At 64.1% G+C, this 18,083-nt stretch carries 20 protein-coding genes; 11 read left to right on the top strand and 9 right to left on the bottom strand.

From position 1 onward, the window contains the following. Positions 1-6: 6 nt before the first annotated feature. Positions 7-957 carry an esterase gene (locus LN047_RS20435; RefSeq protein WP_373980050.1) on the bottom strand — a complete coding sequence of 317 codons (951 nt, stop codon included), beginning with the start codon at positions 955-957 and terminating at the stop codon, positions 7-9. Between the two features lie 83 nt (positions 958-1,040). Between LN047_RS20435 and LN047_RS20430 the strand changes: the two genes are divergently transcribed. Beyond that, entirely contained in the window at positions 1,041-1,934 is an 894-nt protein-coding gene (locus LN047_RS20430) for a LysR family transcriptional regulator (RefSeq protein WP_373980049.1), read from the top strand. Positions 1,935-1,991: 57 nt separating this feature from the next. Here LN047_RS20430 and LN047_RS20425 read toward each other — a convergent pair whose 3' ends face one another. Beyond that, positions 1,992-2,639, bottom strand: coding sequence for a BON domain-containing protein (locus LN047_RS20425; protein WP_056326861.1), 648 nt, complete (start codon positions 2,637-2,639; stop codon positions 1,992-1,994). A 326-nt stretch (positions 2,640-2,965) separates the two neighbouring features. Between LN047_RS20425 and LN047_RS20420 the strand changes: the two genes are divergently transcribed. The 5 genes from LN047_RS20420 to LN047_RS20400 all read left to right on the top strand — a co-directional run bounded on the left by LN047_RS20420 (position 2,966) and on the right by LN047_RS20400 (position 7,448). After that, complete coding sequence (locus LN047_RS20420; protein ID WP_373980048.1) at positions 2,966-3,121, top strand: hypothetical protein; 156 nt, start codon at positions 2,966-2,968, stop codon at positions 3,119-3,121. A 53-nt stretch (positions 3,122-3,174) separates the two neighbouring features. Next, positions 3,175-3,864 (top strand): phosphoribosyltransferase, encoded by a 690-nt coding sequence (locus tag LN047_RS20415; RefSeq protein ID WP_373980047.1) that lies wholly within the window; start codon positions 3,175-3,177, stop codon positions 3,862-3,864. Between the two features lie 29 nt (positions 3,865-3,893). Beyond that, positions 3,894-5,252 (top strand): erythromycin esterase family protein, encoded by a 1,359-nt coding sequence (locus LN047_RS20410; protein ID WP_373980046.1) that lies wholly within the window; start codon positions 3,894-3,896, stop codon positions 5,250-5,252. A 50-nt stretch (positions 5,253-5,302) separates the two neighbouring features. Further along, positions 5,303-6,868, top strand: a complete 1,566-nt coding sequence (locus LN047_RS20405; RefSeq protein ID WP_373980045.1) for an AAA family ATPase — start codon at positions 5,303-5,305, stop codon at positions 6,866-6,868. A 115-nt stretch (positions 6,869-6,983) separates the two neighbouring features. After that, a complete protein-coding gene (locus tag LN047_RS20400; protein ID WP_373980044.1) occupies positions 6,984-7,448 on the top strand; it encodes a hypothetical protein in 465 nt (154 codons plus the stop codon). 90 nt (positions 7,449-7,538) lie between these two features. Here LN047_RS20400 and LN047_RS20395 read toward each other — a convergent pair whose 3' ends face one another. Both LN047_RS20395 and LN047_RS20390 read right to left on the bottom strand, forming a co-directional pair. Beyond that, positions 7,539-7,805, bottom strand: a complete 267-nt coding sequence (locus LN047_RS20395) for a hypothetical protein (RefSeq protein WP_056326865.1) — start codon at positions 7,803-7,805, stop codon at positions 7,539-7,541. Positions 7,806-7,940: 135 nt separating this feature from the next. Then, positions 7,941-8,852 carry a DNA/RNA non-specific endonuclease gene (locus tag LN047_RS20390; RefSeq protein WP_373980043.1) on the bottom strand — a complete coding sequence of 304 codons (912 nt, stop codon included), beginning with the start codon at positions 8,850-8,852 and terminating at the stop codon, positions 7,941-7,943. Positions 8,853-9,068: 216 nt separating this feature from the next. Here LN047_RS20390 and LN047_RS20385 point away from each other — a divergent pair, with 216 nt between their 5' ends. After that, on the top strand, positions 9,069-9,395 hold the full coding sequence (locus LN047_RS20385) for a hypothetical protein (protein ID WP_174245427.1): 327 nt from the start codon (positions 9,069-9,071) through the stop codon (positions 9,393-9,395). Between the two features lie 39 nt (positions 9,396-9,434). Here the strand turns inward: LN047_RS20385 and LN047_RS20380 are convergent, their stop codons facing one another. Both LN047_RS20380 and LN047_RS20375 read right to left on the bottom strand, forming a co-directional pair. After that, positions 9,435-9,776 carry a hypothetical protein gene (locus tag LN047_RS20380; RefSeq protein ID WP_373980042.1) on the bottom strand — a complete coding sequence of 114 codons (342 nt, stop codon included), beginning with the start codon at positions 9,774-9,776 and terminating at the stop codon, positions 9,435-9,437. 267 nt (positions 9,777-10,043) lie between these two features. Further along, positions 10,044-10,286, bottom strand: coding sequence for a YdcH family protein (locus tag LN047_RS20375; RefSeq protein WP_056326879.1), 243 nt, complete (start codon positions 10,284-10,286; stop codon positions 10,044-10,046). Positions 10,287-10,539: 253 nt separating this feature from the next. Here LN047_RS20375 and LN047_RS20370 point away from each other — a divergent pair, with 253 nt between their 5' ends. Next, entirely contained in the window at positions 10,540-11,691 is a 1,152-nt protein-coding gene (locus LN047_RS20370) for a sterol desaturase family protein (RefSeq protein ID WP_056326880.1), read from the top strand. A 75-nt stretch (positions 11,692-11,766) separates the two neighbouring features. Here LN047_RS20370 and ycaC read toward each other — a convergent pair whose 3' ends face one another. The 3 genes from ycaC to LN047_RS20355 form a co-directional block, all read right to left on the bottom strand. Then, positions 11,767-12,393, bottom strand: a complete 627-nt coding sequence (ycaC, locus tag LN047_RS20365) for an isochorismate family cysteine hydrolase YcaC (RefSeq protein ID WP_128827375.1) — start codon at positions 12,391-12,393, stop codon at positions 11,767-11,769. A gap of 129 nt (positions 12,394-12,522) precedes the next feature. Then, complete coding sequence (locus tag LN047_RS20360) at positions 12,523-13,494, bottom strand: LysR substrate-binding domain-containing protein (protein ID WP_282981240.1); 972 nt, start codon at positions 13,492-13,494, stop codon at positions 12,523-12,525. 150 nt (positions 13,495-13,644) lie between these two features. Next, the gene (locus tag LN047_RS20355; protein ID WP_373980041.1) at positions 13,645-14,604 is read right to left on the bottom strand and encodes an AraC family transcriptional regulator N-terminal domain-containing protein; all 960 of its coding nucleotides are present in this window, start codon (positions 14,602-14,604) and stop codon (positions 13,645-13,647) included. A gap of 319 nt (positions 14,605-14,923) precedes the next feature. Here LN047_RS20355 and LN047_RS20350 point away from each other — a divergent pair, with 319 nt between their 5' ends. The 3 genes from LN047_RS20350 (at position 14,924) to LN047_RS20340 (ending at position 18,077) form a co-directional block, all read left to right on the top strand. Then, positions 14,924-15,970: an aldo/keto reductase gene (locus tag LN047_RS20350; RefSeq protein ID WP_373980040.1), complete on the top strand. Its 1,047-nt coding sequence runs from the start codon at positions 14,924-14,926 to the stop codon at positions 15,968-15,970. Between the two features lie 194 nt (positions 15,971-16,164). Beyond that, positions 16,165-17,394, top strand: coding sequence for an SMI1/KNR4 family protein (locus tag LN047_RS20345; RefSeq protein WP_373980039.1), 1,230 nt, complete (start codon positions 16,165-16,167; stop codon positions 17,392-17,394). Beyond that, on the top strand, positions 17,391-18,077 hold the full coding sequence (locus tag LN047_RS20340; RefSeq protein ID WP_373980038.1) for a lysozyme inhibitor LprI family protein: 687 nt from the start codon (positions 17,391-17,393) through the stop codon (positions 18,075-18,077). The genes LN047_RS20345 and LN047_RS20340 overlap by 4 nt, the downstream gene beginning before the upstream one ends. Positions 18,078-18,083 lie beyond the last annotated feature (6 nt).

The raw sequence follows: 18,083 nt of genomic DNA, 5'->3' as shown, positions 1-18,083 counted from the left end.
GCTTCTTTAGCTTTGCAGCCAGTTCAGGACGCGTTGGAACACCTCGTCGCTATTGCGGTCCATCATCGGCAGGTGCGAATTGCCCGCGATGCCGCTTTCGGGCAGGTCCAGCACCGTTACGTCGGCGCACCCCCGTATGGAATCCAGGTAACGCTCGGCTTGTTGGCGGTAGCCGACCCAGTGCGACCCCGACGGTTCGATGAAGTCGCCCCACACCACAAGATGCGGCGGCAGCGCATCAATCGGCGCCGCTTGCGGCATGCCGCCGGGCTCCACGCCCACCACCCGGCGCACCGCGCGTGGCCGCCGGCGCGCAATTTCGGCTGCAAAGCCCGCACCTTGGCTGTGGGCCACGATATGGCAATGTCCCACCCGGTCGATCAACGCTTCATAGGCCGCCAGGATCATGGACTCGTGGCCCGGCCAGCGCGGCACCCATTGATTGGCGAACGCGTCGAACGCCTCGGTGGGAAACTGTTGCCCTGCATAGGCTTCGCGCCGCGCAGGGTCCGGGTCATAGACAGGCCCGATGCGAAACGTCGTCCAGGCCTCGCGCTTGGTGCGAAAGACGGGCGCTTCGCGATACACCTGCGGGAACCGTGCCCATGACGAACGGCCCCGTTCCACCGCATCGCTGACCAGCACGTCGTAACCGGCGTCCAGGAATTTCCACAGCCAGCCGTTTCGGCCATCCGGGGTCGTTTCCCAGGTGCAGCCGGTCATGCCCCCGCCATGCCACAGCAGCACCGGATCCGGATGGCGGGGCTGCGCCAGGCGGTACTCCTGGACATACATCTGCCCATAGACCTGTTCTCCGTTCGGGTTGACCTCGCGCGGCGATCCGTTCAGGACCATGCTGCGATATTCGACCGGCAGGCCTTCCAGCACGGCGGTTGCGCCGCCCACGAAGAAGCTGCTCATCGATTTCAGGAAAATGCCCTTGCCTTGTGGATTCATGATGGCTCGTCGAAGTAATGCCGGCATGTTCGGCCAGCGCGTATAGTTACGTCTATCGAAAAAATTTCAACCATTATTGATCCATGCGAATCAATTACGATCTGGAAGATATCCGCGCGTTCTGCTGCGTGGCGCGCATGGGTCAATACACGTCGGCCGCCGCGTTGCTGTGCGTCACGACGTCGGCCTTGAGCCGGCGAATCGCGAAGCTGGAATCGGAAATTGGCGGGCGTTTGTTCGAACGCACGACGCGCAGCGTGGTGCTGACGTCGGTGGGCCGCGCGCTCTACGAGCGCGTTCTGCCTATCGTGACGCAGATGGATGCCAGCCTGACCGAGGCAGCCCGCCGCGCGCGGGGGCACGAAGGCACGCTGATGGTGAGCACGGTGGCTTCGGTAGGTTATTCGGTGCTGTCGAAGGTGCTACCCGAGTTCTATGCGCGGCATCCGCAGGTGTACCTGTCGATTCGCGACGGCAACGCCACCGTCACGACGGGCCTGGTCGAAGAACGCGAGGTGGAATTCGGCATCACCACGCCGGTGTCATTCGGCGCCACCCTGGAGGCCGAGCGCGTCGCCACCTATGGCTTTAACCTGGTGTACGCCGAGCGTTCTGCCCTGGCGCCACGCAGCCGCAAGCTGTCGTGGAAAAAGTTGCCCGGCCTGCCGGTGGTGGGGCTGAATCCGGTCAGTTCCACCCGCCTGCAGATCGACAGCGTCCTCAATGCTCGCGGGCTGGAGTTGCCCTGGACCATCGAAGTGGATCAGCTGGCCACCATGATCGGGCTGGTGCAGTCGGGCAATTTCGTGACCATCATGCCGGCATTGTTCGAGGCGCATGGTTATGGCCTGAAGTCGATTCCGGTGCTGGATCCCGACATTACGCGGGATGTGTACATCGTGCGCCGGCGTGACAGCACGCCGACGCCCCAAGGCCAGTATCTGATGGAACTCGTGCGCGCCTACCTTGCGCGTTGAGTCACGCCAATTGATTCGGCGGTTGCCTGCCGGCAAGCCGCAGCGCAAGCGCCGCCATCAGCCCACGGTGAGCTTGTCTTCCACGCTGATGACGCTTGGCGCGCTCCATGCGGCCTGCTCGGCGACGCGCCTGTCGGCCAGACTATTCACTTTTCCCATCAGCGTGACGTGCCTGTCGTGCACGGCCACTTGAATATCGTGTGCTTCAAGCGCGGCGCTTCGTTTCAACGCGTCCTGAATTCGCTGTTTCACATCGCTGATCTGCGCGTTGTTCGACAACTTGATCTGGTTCGCGACACCCTTGACGCCGGATAGGCGGCGAATGGCGCTTTCGGCCGCCACGCGCTGGAAGTTCCAACTGACCTCTCCGGTCAAGGTCACCCAGCCGTGTTGCACCTTGACCTGCACCTTGTTGTCGGGGATGGACACATTCCAGCCGATGCTGGTGATCGCGCGCTTGGCCAGCTCTTCGTCCGAGTTTCCTTGCTCGTAGCCGGTCCGGACTTCGAGCTCCTGCGCGATGCCTTTTACGCCTTTCACGTGTGCGGCAATCTTCTCTGCGTCGTACTTTTCGCTGAACGTGCTGACATGCCCCGTCAGCGTTACGACCCCTTGGGAAGCCGCGACCCCGATGCCGGTCGCATCGACGCGGGGATCGAACTCCAAGGCGTCCAGCACGTGACGGCGAAGTTCTTCGTCTTTCATGATGGCTCTCCTGTCGGAATAAGGGACGAGTTAAGAGGTACGCGTGTTCCGTCGCGCACCCCGGATTCGGCGCTCTTCGCATCGATTTTCCCGGGGCAGGGCGAGTCAGTATTGACGATCGTCAATGGAAAAATGGGGTGCGTTTTGTGCCGGGCGTCGGGGGGCGACGCGTGCACCCCCGCCAAGCGGGGCTCGTCTGTGCCCCTGGCAAAGATTCGATGAACGGGTGGTTGGAAAATTCGTGATTTTCGTCAACAAGGCGCCGTGGCGCCGGTTCATGATGGGCTATCCCGCCGCGTCGGGCGGCGAACGTCCAGGAGACCATCATGCAGCAACCCGCCAAAACTCCCCCGCCGAAAGCCAGAAAAGAAGAGGCGCGCCAGAAGGAAGACGCCGTGGCACAGCGGCAGAAGGCCGAAATGGCCGAGTCGCTGGGACGGCACAGAAATACTGGCCAGAAGGATCACAAGGGCGCGCGTTGATATCCGCGCGGGTCACTGCCTGGCAACACAACTGGCTGGGGACGCAAGAGATCATGAACATTCTCTTCAGAAACCGGCGCGAGGCCGGGCTGTTGCTCGCGCGGCAATTGGCCCGATATGCGGGGCGGCCGGATGTGATCGTGCTGGCGTTGCCGCGAGGCGGCGTGCCGGTGGGATTCGAAGTCGCGGCCGAGCTGGATGCCCCCCTGGACATCAAGGTGGTGCGAAAGATCGGCATGCCGGGGCATCCCGAATACGCCATCGGCGCGATCAGCAGCGATCAGTCGCTATTCCAGACCAGGGAAATTGAGGCCTACGGCGTCGATCCCAAAGCGATCGAGTCCATCGTGTCGCGTGAACGGAAAGAAATCGAGCGCCGTGAATCGCTCTATCGCGCGGGGCGGCCACCACTTCCATTGCAGGGAAAAGTCGTCATCGTGGTGGATGACGGCCTTGCGACGGGTTCGACTATGCGTGTGGCGCTTCAGTCCGTACGCAAGAATAATCCCGCGTGGGTTGTTGCCGCCGTGCCCGTTGCCGCTGCCGAGATCAGGCAAGAACTTGAGGGCGAAGCGGACGAAGTCGCGTGCCTGCATACGCCGACGCCGTTCTATGGCGTCGGGCAATGGTATGCGGATTTTGAACAGACCGCGGACGACGAGGTCCTGCATCTGCTGCACGAAGCGCAGCGCCGGCATCCGCCCACCGCGTCGACGGCGACTTCTTCGTCGCGCAACGGCTGATGCCCCCTGGTCCAGCCTTTGGAGTGCACATGGAAACCGCCATCGATGCTCACGCCGCCACGCTTGCCCAACTGTCTGCCGCCGCGCGGCCGCTTACGGGAGAAATGACGGACTATGACGCGCTTCTTGAACATATCGGCGGCGCGCGCTTCGTGCTGATCGGCGAAGCAAGTCATGGCACGCACGAATTCTACGAAGAACGGGCTCGCATTACGCAGCGGCTGATCGCCGAAAGGCGATTCTCTGCGGTCGCGGTCGAGGCGGATTGGCCCGATGCCTATCGCGTCAACCGATACCTGCGCGGGCAAGGCGACGACAATGCCGGCGAGCAGGCCTTGGCGGGGTTCAAGCGATTTCCAACGTGGATGTGGCGCAATACCGAGGTCGTCCGGTTCGTGGAGTGGCTTCGGTCTTTCAACCAATCGTTGCCCGCACACGCGGCGCCCGTCGGCTTTTATGGGCTCGATCTATACAGCCTGTTCACGTCCATTGCCGAAGTGCTGAAGTACCTGGATGAGGTCGACCCGGATGCTGCGCGTCATGCGCGTCAGCGTTACGCCTGCTTCGATCATTTCGGCAGCAGTAGCGAGCGCTATGGCTACTTGGCGCACCATGGCCTGTCGGCGTCGTGCAGAGACGCCGTGATCGCTCAAATGCAGGATCTCAATGCCCGTGCGGCCGAATACATGCGGCGCGATGGCCAGGAGGCAAGCGATGCGCTTTTTTACGTGCAGCAGAACGCGCGCCTGATCGCAAACGCCGAGCAGTATTACCGAACCATGTTCGACCAGCGCGTTTCATCCTGGAATCTGCGGGATCGGCACATGATGGAAACGCTTGATGCGCTCGCCAGGCACTTGCCTCGGACAGAAGACGGCCTGCCACCAAAGATCGTGGTGTGGGAACACAATTCTCATGTGGGCGACGCGCGCGCCACCCAAGTGGGCCAGGCCGGCGAGTTGACCGTGGGACAGTTGGCGCGTGAATCCTATGGCAAGCAGGCGTTTCTGATCGGACTGACGACCTACCAGGGCAGCGTGACGGCGGCGGCCGATTGGGACTTGCCCGCCGAGCGCATGCGGGTGCGCCCTGGCCTGCGGGGAAGCTACGAATCGCTGTTTCATGAGACGGGCCTTAGCCGCTTCATGTTGCCGCTCAACAGCGATCAAGAGGTGATGCGGGCGCTGTCGACGTCCCGCCTGGAGCGCGCCATTGGGGTCGTCTATCGTCCGGAAACGGAACGAGGCAGCCATTATTTTTACGCCTGCCTGCCACGGCAGTTCGACTGCGTGCTGCATCTTGACGAGACGCGAGCGGTTGAACCTCTTGAATGGGGCGACACCTGGAAATTGGATGAGGCGCCAGAAACCTTCCCGGCAGGTGTCTAGCGGCGCCGGCACGCCAGACGGAGCGGCATTGCGATGCGAGACGGACCAGCATGAACCGGACAGATGAACACGTGGACCCGGACGCGCGGTGCCAGGCCGCCACGCTGGAATTCTTGACCCGTCCTGATGTTCACGGCGTGCCGGCGGGCGACATCGTCACGATACGCACCCATATCTCCGTTATTGTCCTTGCCGGGATTCGCGCCTTCAAACTGAAAAGGGCGGTGCGTTTTCCCTATGCCGATTTTTCCACTGCTGCGCTGCGCTTGGCGGCCTGCTTGCGTGAACTTGAGCTCAACCGGCGAACCGCGCCCGATCTGTATATGGCAGTGCGGGAAATCAGGCGGGACGAAAAAGGCAATCTGAATTTCGACGGCGCCGGAGAATTGATCGACGCCGTCGTGGAAATGCGGCGCTTCCCGGACGATGCGCTGCTGGAAGCCGTCGCGCAGCGGGAGGGGCTGACCGACGCGCTGGCGGAGCGCATTGCGGGAGAGATTGCCAAGTCCCATGACAACGCGCCGGTCGTGGGTGGCGTGGACGTGCCTTCCAGGTTGGCCCACGTGCTGGCTGCGGCCGAGAAACTTCTTGCCGCGGCCGGCGTGTTGCCCGGACCGAAGATCAAGGTGCTCTGCGCCGCGATTCGTGACGAGTTGGACAAGCAGGCGCCGCTGCTGGCCGCGCGGGCGGCGGCGGGGCATGTGCGCCATTGCCACGGTGACCTGCACTTGCGCAATATCTGCGTGATCGATGGGGCGCCGGTGCTGTTCGACTGCCTCGAGTTCGATGATGCCCTTGCCACCATCGATGTCCTCTACGACCTGGCATTTCTGATCATGGATCTTTGCTCCCAGGGGTTCTTGCGGCAGGCCAACGTCGTGCTGAACCGATATCTGGATCTCCGCCACGATGATGCGGGCATGGCGCTGATGCCGTTGTTCCTGGCCATCAGAGCCGTCATCCGCGCCCACGTCCTGGTCGCGCAGGCCGATGAAGCCATCGACACCTCGCGAACCTCTCTGCTGGGAAAGGCCCAGCGCTATATCGATACCGCGCTTGCTTGCCTGTCGCCGCGCGTCGGGCGTCTGGTTGCCATTGGCGGGCTCAGCGGCTCGGGAAAATCATCGTTGGCCATCGCGATCGCGCATGCGCTTGGCCCGATGCCGGGCGCTCGGATACTGTCCAGCGACCGTATTCGCAAGCAGATGTGGGGAGTGCCCGCCTCATCGAAGCTGCCCGAGACGGCTTATCAAACCGACTATTCCGAAAGCGTCTACGCGGCACAGGCCGATTGCGCGCAGAAACTGGTCCAGGCCGGTTGCGCAGTGATCGCCGATGCAGTGTTTGAACGGGAGGCGTGCCGTCAGCGTATTGAACAGTGCGCGGCGCGCGCAGGGGTTCCCTTCAGCGGATATTGGCTTGATGCGTCACCGGCCGCGTTGTCGGCACGCGTGAATCAGCGCACGAACGACCCTTCGGACGCCACTGAGGGCGTGGTGCGCGCCCAATTGGCGCGGCAACGCGACGTCAAAGGCTGGACCCATGTCGATGCGCAACGCCCGCTGGAATGTGTCGCCGCATCCGTCCTTGCACACCTGGACGGGCATCGGGCCTGACACATCGCGTTACTGCGTTCGTGGCGGCCGATGATTGCCGCATGGTAGATATATCGGCGGGAGTTGCCGCGCGGCGCGTCGCCGGGCGCATCCCCCTTTTCCCAAGGAGCCGACCATGAATGCTGTTCACAAGATGAATGCTGTTCAAGTGTCCCTGAAACGCTTTTCCGCGATTCTTTGCCTGGCGGGTCTGGCGTGGACGTCTGGCGCGGCCCATGCTGCCGACACCAGCGCTACCTCGCAAGCGCAGCATCAGCAGGACGTCGCGACCTGCAAGAGTGGCGCCTCTGGCCAACCGCTGGAGACATGCCTGCGCGAAGCGGCTGCGGCACGGCAAGAGCGTGATCGTCAGAACCTGAACGCGCAGAGCCCGGAACAGCTCCGCCAGAACGAGCTGGCGCGCTGCAACCGTCTGCCGGAATCGCAGCGGCAGACCTGCGTGGCGAAGATGAACTCGCCCACCAGTGTGCAAGGCAGCGTGCAGGGGGGAGGCGTACTGCGCAAGAAAGAGATCCAGGTGCCCGCTACCCCGGCCACCCCCGCCACGCCGGCCGGCAGTGCACCGGCGCCCGCGCGTTGAACGGGTCGTTTCCGCACGTATGAAACGCGGTGTTTCGCTGCCATGCGGCACATGCTTGCGTGGCAGCGTTTGTCCAATGCGCGACGCTGACTAAAACCGCTGATCCTTGTCGAACGGCACCTCGGAATCGCTAGGTGCTTCGAACGTGGGCGCTTCGCCATTCAGATCCGCGACGTGAATCTGCGCGAGGCGGGTGGCCTCGGCAATTGCGCCGTGGGCGGAATGAAACCGTTCATCGATGGCAATGCGCTCGGACGGCACGCCGGCGATGGGAGAGATCAGCGTATAGCCAATGCGCCAATCATCGCCGTCCTGCTCCGGCTGCGCGATCTGAAAGTCCCATTTTGCGGTCTGCATAATTTCCTCCAGTCGGTCGGTGCATCCTACTGCACTCATTGCGCCGTTGAAAGTGGGACCCCGAAACGCATGCATCCAGCCATGCAGGTCTGGATGTGGGCACAGTAGAACGACGATTCCCGTCTTGCACGATCGTCAAGGCTTCGACGTTGGCAGCAGTTGCATACCGGTGCGCCGTGCGAATTCCTCGTAGCTGATGGGCGCGCCCGCCGTGGTGCTGGGGCTGTTGGCCTGCCAATGCACCCACGAGCGTCCGGTGGACGCATCGTAGACGACCTTGAACAGATGGCTTGGCACGGCCACGCCCGAGCCGATCTGTTTGGGCTTGTCGCCGTAGTAGGGCCCGGTGAAGACATACACGTCGCCCGAGGCGCGCATGACGTACTTGCGCGTGTCCTGTTCGATCTGGCTCCATGGTCCGCCGTTGTGACGCTGGTCTTGAGGCACCATGTTGGCCAGCGAAAAGCTCTGCGCCATCGCTTCGGGCGTGGACATGTCGCCCGCCGGAGCCATGTGCCCGCGGGAATAGCCCGAGCCGCGGTAGTCCGTCAGTTCGGCACGTTCGGCGCGGGGCACGCGCGCTTCGGCATAGAACTTGTCGGACCGCTGCATGTCCTGCGCCTGAGTCAATATCTTGCGGTTCAGGCGCTCTGCCACGAATACCGGCGTCTTGGTCTGGCCGTTGTGCAAGATGGCGAAGTTGGAAAAGCACAGCTCGCGCAGGGCTTGGCTGGCCGGAACGACCGGCGGGCGTTGCTGCGGGAAGAACTGCGGACACTCGGCAAAGCGCGTGTGCGCCATGCCGCCTGCCGGCGCTGCCGCGGGCGCGAACTTTTCGTGGGTCGGCCAGCCGACGCGCGCAAGAATGTCGTCAAGTGAAAACTGAGCGCGCCACTGCGGATTCAGCGCATAGGTGGCTGCGCCGAAGGCGGCCACCGAGGTCAGCGCGAATGTGCGCAGGAACCGGAAGATGCGGCCGCCGCTTGCGGCCTTGCTTCTGCTGGCTGGGGCTTTCTTTCTGGGTGCTGATTTCTTCGCGCGGGTCATGCTGCCTGTTTGTTGCGGGCCGGCGCCACTTCGCGCTCGGCAACTGGCGGCATTGTAGATGACCGCAACATGACAGGCGCAGACCGGGCAATCGGGCCGACGCCGACAACGGCAAGATCGTTGGCCGGGGTATTCTTATGCTCGTTCCAAATTCATAACCACAACGTCATAACCACAACGGCCGCACATGCCGGCCGCCAGGATTGGGGAAGTTCAATGAGATCGTCCGTGCTTTTCGTGGCCGCGCTCGTGGCGGGTTGCGCCTCGCCCGCGCCGGGAGACCTGGTCACGCAATCGAAGGTGCAAGCCATCAAGATCAACGTCACGACGTTCGATGAGATGGTTCGCGATTTTGGCCCGCCCCGCACGCAGAGCGTCAATAAGCAGGGGCTGCGCACGGCATCGTGGTTCTACTTCAACAACAGCGAGTTCGGCGCCATGCAGGATCAGCGCACGCTGACCGTGACATACAACAAGGACGGCACGGTCAAGGAATACGTGAATTCGTCCGCGGGCGAGAAGGACGGCGCGCGGACGCGATAGCGCGCAGTTTCACTCGGCGTCGCGCCGCAGGGCCATGCCTCATTGCGCCGGCGCGGCCTTCGAGGCGTTCGCCCGAATCTGTTCGGACCGCTGGCGCTGCTCGGCGCGAATCGGGATGCAATCGACGACCAGCACTTCTTCGCCCGTGCGCAGGTCGATGACCTTGGTCGCTCGGTACAGGTTGCTGGGCGGGCCGCGATCCAGGCACGCGCGCTTGGCGCCGGAACTGGCGCGAAAGAGCTCGGGCACACCTTCGTAGTGCGGGTTTGGCACGCTCCACTTGCCGCTCATGTCCTGGGTGCGCACCACATACTGGGCAAAGGCCGAACCGCCGCACAGCAGCATGGCCAATGCGCACGCGACGCCAACTGCGGTTCTCATGGCGGACGTTCCTTGATGGACGACGGTAGGGCAGCGTAGCAGCGCACTGCCGCCTTCGCCGTCCGCCAGAAGGATGAGGGATTTGACGCGCTCGCGCGCGCGTTCAACTCGCCGGAGGTCAAGCAGTCGATGGCGACTCAGAACAACCGTATCGTCCTGATGCCGCCTGAGCAGACGGTGGCGTACTTTCGGTCCGAAATGGCGAAGTACGCCGCCGTCGTCAAGGGCGCGGGCCTGGAATTGATGTAGCCCGCATGGGGCGGCAGGTCAGCTGCCGTTGCGCTTGTCGTGACCGTTCTGGTCGGCCGCGCGGAGCAGTCCGTAGAGCTTGTCCTTGAGGTGCAGTTTTTCTTTTTTAAGCACCTCGATCGCGGTGCCCGAGGACGGCGTGATGCCGTCCTCCATGTTCTGGATTTCCTGGTCCAGATCGTTGTGCCGCTGGAACAGCGCCGAAAAGTGAGCGTTTTCGGATTTCAGTTGGGTAATGAGCTCGCGGTATTCAGGGAACATAAAGGCCTCTTGAGGAACCGGTTGACGGGACCGACGATGCGCCTGACTCGACGCCTTCATCAGCGTCAAGCCCATGACACGCCAACGCCAACGGCTTGTCAACCTCAGGGACCGCGGCGTGCCTCCCGCCTGTTGATGGGGCGCAAGGGCTCCCTCGAAATGAGTCATTCTGTCGCGCACGTTCACCTTTCATTACAGAACGCCCTGTCCCCGGCGATACACTCGCTTCCCTTTGGACTGTCCCAGAACACCCATGAAAGAGCGCGCCCCGGTCTACCGCAGAGTGATGGACCTTTTCAAACAGGATGGCCGGATCCACCCCGGCACCGGCATGATGAGCGGCGTGATCGCGCTTTTCCTGGCGATCCTATCGGTGCTGGGCGTGCTGGCGTTCCACTTTCCCGCCTACCTCACCACGCCGGAGCTGCGCAGCTTCTATTCGGTGGAGGCGATGCGCACGCTGCTGTTCAGCGCGCTGCTGGTGTCGGGCTCGATCGCGCTGGCCAATACCGTGCTTGGCCGTCAGCGCTGGCTGAATATCTCGGCCTTCGTGCTGGTCTGCTGCGCGGTGGCCGCGGGCGGCAGCCAGGTCGCCGTCACGGCATCGAACGCAGGCGGCCACCCCTATCTGGGACTCGATTGGTTCATCCTGGACCTTTTGGCGTCCAGCACCGTCTTCATCATTTTCGAAAAGCTGACACCGCTCTATCCTGGCCAGCCCGTATTCCGGGGCGAGTGGCAGGTGGACATGAAGCACTTCCTCTTCAATCACCTGTCGGTGGGGGCCGTGCTGCTGTGCATCAACTTCTTCATTCACCGCCTGTTCTCCTGGGCGGCCTATGAGCCGCTGCAGCAGGCCATCCAGTCCATGCCGTATCTGCTCGAGCTATTCGTGGCGGTGCTGGTGGCGGACCTGGCGCAGTACGCCGCGCACCGTATCTATCACGAGGTGCCGTTCATGTGGCGGTTCCATGCGGTTCACCACAGCACGCGCACGCTGGATTGGCTGGCAGGCTCGCGGCTGCACATCGTGGAACTGCTGATCACGCGCGTGGCCGTGCTGGGCGTGCTGTTCGTGCTGGGGTTTTCCAAGGCGGTGCTCGATGCCTACATCATCATCGTGGGTTTCCAGGCGGTGCTGATTCATTCCAACGTGAAGCTGCCATGGGGTTGGCTGCGGTACATCATCGTCACGCCGGACTTTCACCACTGGCACCATTCGTCCGATACCGAGGCGATCGACAAGAACTACGCGGCGCACTTTTCCTTCATCGACTACCTGTTCGGCACCGCGGTGCGCGGGGTGGGCAACCGGTTACCGCAGCACTACGGCATTCTGGACAACGACATGCCAGGAACCTTCCTGGCGCAGCAGGCATATCCCTTCGCCCGCAAGGCGAAATGATGAAGGCCCAGGCATATCGCCTGGGCCTTTTTTCATTGCCGTCTCAGCGGGTTACGGGCAGTCCGGCCGCGCGCCTTACTTGGCCGACTTGAAGGCCGAATACGAAGCCATCAGGTTGCGGTAGTCGGGGATGTGGTTGGCGAACAGGGTGCCCAGGCCTTCCACGTCGTTGCGCCAGTCGCGGTGCAGTTCGCACGCCACGCCGAACCACGACATCAGCTGTGCGCCGGCCTGTTCCATGCGTCGCCACGCCGCATCGCGGGTGACTTCGTTGAAGGTGCCCGACGCATCGGTCACGACGAACACGTCAAAACCCTCTTCGATGGCCGACAGCACGGGGAAGGCGACGCAGACTTCGGTCACGACGCCGGCGATGATCAGTTGCTTCTTGCCGGTTGCCTTGACCGCCTTGACGAAGTCTTCGTTGTCCCAGGCATTGATGTTGCCGGGGCGGGCGATGTACGGCGCGTCGGGAAACTTGTCCTTCAGCTCCTGGACCAGCGGGCCGTTGGGGCCGTCTTCGAAACTGGTCGTCAGGATGGTGGGAAGCTTGAAGTATTCGGCCAGGTCGGCCAGGGCCAGCACGTTGTTCTTGAATTGATCGGGTTGAAAGTCGCGCACCAGGGACAGCAGGCCCGCCTGGTGATCCACCAGCAGAACGGCGGCTTGGGACTTGTCGAGCTTAACGTAGGGCTTGGTCATGGCTGATTCCTTTGGTCGATTCAGTTTTGCGCGGTAGTGCGCGGTGTTGTGAACAACGCTGAGTGCGTAGAAGGAATGCTAATTTCAGGACGATATAGCCGGTAGTCGGGTGATTTGCACCTCAGCGTTCTATAAAGTGAACGCCGGCGATAGGGCGTTCAGCGTGGGAATGCCGTGGCGCGCCTGGGTTTCAGCCTCTCGGCGCGCGTTTTCACGATACTCCGCGCCCATGAAATCCAACAGTTCGCGCACGGCCGGCAGCAGGCCGCGGCGCGACGGAAAGACCGCATGCACGCTGCCCGGCTCGGGTTGCCAGGGGGCGCCCACGGTCACGAGCGTGCCCGCGTCCAGTTCCTCGCGGATCATCAAGAGGGGCAGGGCCACGACGCCCACCCCGCGCAGCGCGGCCTGCTTGAGCGCCAGCATGTCGTCCGTGACCAGCCTGGGCATGAAGGGAACGGCAAGGCGCGCGTTGCCGGGGCCCAGCAGGCGCCATTGGCATTCGCGCTGTTCGGTCCCAAGCGCCAGGGTGGGTTGCCGGCTGATCGTCTGCAAGTCGGCGGGGTCGGGCAACGAGCGGGCCAGCGCGGGGCTGGCGACCAGGCTCTGGCAGCTCATGCCCAGGTTCTTCATCACGAGATCGCTGCTTTCGATGGCGCCAAAGCGCACCCGCACGGCCAAGTCAAAGCCTTCACGCAGCACATCCACGGGCCGGCTGAAGCTCTTCAGGTAGACGTTCACCTTCGGGCACTTTTCCATGTAACGGGCCACCACGTTGCCCAGGAAGTAGTAGATGAGCGCGGGCGGCGCGGCGATGCGGATGGTGCCTTGCGGTTCAGCGTGGGTGCGGTCGATGACATCCTGCGCCGCTTCGGCGCCCGCCAGCATTGCCAGGCACTGGTCGTAGTATTCCTGTCCAAGTTCGGTCACGGCGAACGTCCGCGTGGACCGCTGGATCAGGCGCACGCCAAGGCGCTCTTCCAGTTGGGCAATGCGCCGGCTCAGGCGCGATTTCGGGATGTTCAGCGCCCGGCCGGCCGGCGCGAATCCGCCATGCTTGACGACCTCCACGAAGAAATAAAGGTCATTCAGGTCGTGCATGCAAAAACCTCTCAGGTCGTCGGTGGGCCGCCGAGCATATTAAGGCGCGCGGCGCCGATTCCCTAGAAATGCGGCATTACGCGGACAAATCCGGGTCGTCTTCGAGGCTAGGGGGGAGATCGGCTTGGGACCCGCGGGCTTGGGCAGCGCTCAGGCGGCCAGCGCGGTCTCGTCCTTCCAGCGCTGCTTGTCGCGCAGCGGCGGCGCACCGAAAAGGCGGCTGTACTCGCGGCTGAACTGCGAGGAACTCTCGTAGCCCACGGCATGCGCGGCCAGCGCCACGCCGGCATCGTTCGTCAGCATCAGCCGCCGCGCTTCCTGCAGCCGCAGGTGCTTCTGATATTGCAACGGGCTCATGGCGGTGGCCTGCTTGAAATGATGATGCAGCGACGACACGCTCATGTGCACGTCGCGCGCAATCTCTTCCACCCGCAACGGTTGCGCGAAATTGTCGCGCAGGATGCGGATCGCCTTGGCCACGCGGTTGAGCTGGCTGTCTTGCAGCACCGTCTGGCGCAGCACGACACCCTGGCCGTTCATGAGCAGGCGGTACAGCAGTTCGCGCTTGATCATCGGCGCCAGGATCGGAATGTCGCGGGGGGTGTCCAGCAGCCGCAGCAGACGCAGCACGACGTCCAGCAGGGTGCTGCCCAGCGGGTTGACGCACAGCGCGCGCGAGGCTTCCAAAGAAACCAGCGGCGGCAGGTTTTCATCGCTGATGAGCGCGGTGATCTCCTCGGGGTTCAGGTCCACCCGCAAGCCCAGATAGGGCAGGGTGGGACTGGCGACGGACACCTTGGCCACCACGGGCAGGTCCACCGACGAGATCAGGAAATGGAAGGGATCGTATTCATAGGTCTCCTCGCCGATGAGCAGGCGTTTCGACCCCTGGGCAATGACCGCCAGCGCCGCCTTCTGCAGGACCGGCTTCGCCCCGGACGGCTGCGACAGCCGGTGCAGGTACAAGCCTTCGATCGGCGTATCCAGCGCCCCTTCCAGATTGCCGGTCATGCGCTCCAGCATGCAAAGCAACTCGGACCGCGCCAGTTCGCAGGCGGCGTCGTGACCGGCGCCGATGGGGGCGAGCGATCGGGCAGAATTCAGGGACATTGGCGGGCTCTCGAAGGCGCACCGTTCGTCACCTTGAGAGGCGACGTCGGCGGAGGATTGGGTGTCCGCCAGTGTATTGCCATCTCGGGCCTCAGGCGGCGTGTTCACGTGGGGGAATGGAGAATCAGGCAGGAATTCCGGAGAAAACGACGGGTCGGTCCGGCCCGGCTGCCCTGCCGGAGAATCAGGCAAAAAAAGGGCAGGATCAAGCAGCGCGTGCCGGGCCCGCTGGTCGCATACTGTCCGCATCCCGGCAGGCTGCCGCAGCGGCGTTCCGTCCCGGAACCCGGCGCGCCCGCCAGCCCCTGAAGGAGCAAACATGCGATACAAGAAATTCGGCAGCACGGGCCTGTTCGTCTCGGAGCTGTGCCTGGGCACCATGACCTTTGGCGGCGAAGGCGAGCTCTGGAGCAAGATCGGCAGCCTGCAGCAAGAAGACGCGAACCGCCTGGTGGGACGCGCGCTCGACGCAGGCATCAATTTCATCGATACGGCGGACGTCTACTCCGAAGGACGTTCGGAGATCATCACGGGCCAGGCCCTGCGCGATCTGAACATCCCGCGCGAAGATGTCGTGATTGCCACCAAGGTCTTCGGACCGACCGGCGCGGGCGTGAACGCGCGGGGCAATTCGCGCGTGCACATCCTGGACGGCGTGAAGAATAGCCTGTCGCGCTTGCAGCTCGACCATATCGACCTCTATCAGATCCACGGCTTCGACCCGGCCACGCCCATCGAGGAAACCCTGCGCGCGCTGGACACGCTGGTGCAGCATGGCCATGTGCGCTATATCGGCGTGTCGAACTGGGCCGCCTGGCAGATCATGAAGGCGCTTGGCATTTCCGAACGCCTGGGGCTGGCGCGCTTCGAGTCGCTGCAGGCCTATTACACGGTTGCCGGGCGTGATCTGGAACGCGAGCTCGTCCCCATGCTGCAAAGCGAGGGCGTCGGGCTGATGGTATGGAGCCCGCTGGCCGGGGGCCTGCTCAGCGGCAAGTACGGCCGGGACGGCGAAGCCGAGGCGGGCAGCCGCCGCGTGGCGTTCGATTTCCCGCCCGTGAACCGCGAACGCGCCTACGACAGCATCGACGCGCTGCGGCTGATTGCGGATGCGCGCGGCGTGTCGGTGGCGCAGGTTGCGCTGGCCTGGCTGCTGCACCAGCCGGTCGTCACCAGCGTCATCATCGGCGCCAAGCGCGTGGATCAGCTCGAGGACAACCTGGCGGCCACGGACATCCGGCTGACCGGGGAGGAACTGGCCGAGCTGAACAAGGTCAGCGCGCTGCCGCCGGAATACCCGGGCTGGATGCATGTGCGGCAGGGCGAATACCGGCGCCAGCAGTTGCGCGAATCGGGCGAGGCCTGACCCGCGCCGCGCGAGGGAAATCCGCGCGGACCGGCGTCCGGCCGCCGGTCCGCGCCGGATGGATGCCGCGCAGCCTCATGGAGAAGGCCCGGGACAAACGCCGTAAATCAACGGCGGTCGGCCATCTTGGCCCGGCGATGATTCACCGCTCGCTAGTAGAATCGGACCAGTCCCTTTTTCCTTGAAGCATCACCATGAGCGAGTTTTTCACGTCGGCCGAACTGCAGGCCTTGCGCGAGCACGGCATCGCGGTGTTCGCGGACCGCCTGCTGATCGATGTGCAGCCGCCATTGCCCGACGCCCGTATCGCCGAGATCCAGGCCCTGTGCGAAGGGCCGCTCCCGCCCGCGCTGCTCGACCTGTGGCGGCTCACCGCCGGGGGCGAACTGGCGTACGACCTGCGCGCTCAGATGGATGGCAATGAAGAGGCCTTGAGCTGGTCCGAACTCTTCTATGACGGCAGCGATCACTATCGTGACCTGCAAGGCTGGATCGAGCACGAACAGGAGTGCGCGCAGGACGCCGCCGCCGAGGACGGCGCCACCTGGAACGGGAAGTTGCGCTATCTGCCTATTGGCGGCTTCGAATACTGCGACCGTATCTACGTCGCCGTGGAGCCAGGCGCGCAAGCCGGCAGTGTGGTGGCGTGGAAGCAGGGCCTGCCGGGCTGGACGCACGCCTTGCAGCAGGACGGCATCGCCAAGATCGCCCCGGACCTGCTCGCGGCCTTTGCCGCGCTCCGCCTGGAAACCGACCCCGACGAAGACGAGAACAGCACCGGCCTGCGCGTGCTGGAGTATCTGGATGAACGCGTGTCGGACCATGGGATGCCGCAGGCGCTTGCCGACCGCGTGGCCGCCTTCCACCGGCGGGCGCTGGTGGACTGGCGCGGCCCGCTCGAGGCCGGCACGCTGGCCGGCACCCCCAGTCTCGCCACGCTGGCCTTGCAGCACGCGTTGTCGCACGACGACGCCGGGCTCGTGCACCGCCTGGCGGCGCAGGGCATGCGCTTCGATGCGCCGCTGCGCGGCAGCGCCCAACCGCTGGACGTGGCCCTGATGCAGCATGCGTACGCCGCGGCCCAGGCGCTGCTGGACGCGGGCGCGCCGGTCAGCGCGACGGCCCTGCACCGGTTCGACCGGCAGCCGCCTGTCGCGCTGGTCGCCGCGCTGCTGGCGCACGGCGCCGTGCCCGATGCGCTGGGTATGGCGCGCTGCGTCGCCTGCGGATCCCCGGAGGCCGCGCGTCTGATCGCGCAGGCGTGCGGGGATGGGCTTGCCGACGCCTATGCCCAGGTCCGCGATTCGATGGCCAGCCGCTACCAGGAAGACCTCAAGCGCGTGCGCGCGGGCACGCTGGGGCACTACCTGGGCGCGGAAGGCCTGGCCGAGCGGGTCGCCAACCTGCGGGCATTTTCGCTATGAATCGCCGTCTGGCCGCGCTGGCGCTGTGCCTGTCGCTGGGCAACGCGGCGGCATGGGCGGCCGGCACGGCCTCCTTCGATTGCGCCAAGGCGCGCACCGAGGTCGAAAAGGCGATCTGCGCCGATGGCGCGCTGGCCGGGCAGGATGCCAGCATTGCCAGACACTTCGGCAAGGCCAGGATGACCTTCGATGCCGCGACGGGCAAGGCGCTGACGCAAGATCAGCGCTGGTTCGTTCAGGTGCGCGACGAGGCGTTTGCGTCGCCGCCCGGCAACGATCCGCCGCAAAAGGAACTTGCCGACCGCCTGAAGTACCGCGATGCCTTTCTTGCGTCGCTGGTGCTCAAGCGGCGGCAGGGCTTCGAGGGAGACTGGGAGAACCTCGCGGGCGGCGTCTCGATCAAGCGGCAGCCCGATGGCAGCCTGTCGTTCGACGGCTCCGCGGCGCATCCGGAAAACGGCCGTTGGGTGTGCGATGTCCGGGGCACGGGCGCCATCAAGAACAAGGTGCTGGTCGTCGAGACCGTCGATGCCGAGGGCTGGACGCTGACGTTGTCGCGCAAGGGGTACGGCCTTGTAGTGTCGGAAAACCCGCCGGCGGGGGCGGCCGATGCCGCGGGCCGGCCGTACTGCGGCCTGAACGGCGCGCTGGGCGGCGTTTACTATCCCGTATTCAGGCCTTGATCGACC

It is taken from the genome of Achromobacter sp. JD417 (genome assembly GCF_041879325.1).
Taxonomy (GTDB): Bacteria; Pseudomonadota; Gammaproteobacteria; order Burkholderiales; family Burkholderiaceae_B; genus Achromobacter; species Achromobacter mucicolens.
This window is presented reverse-complemented; position numbering and strand designations above follow the sequence as displayed.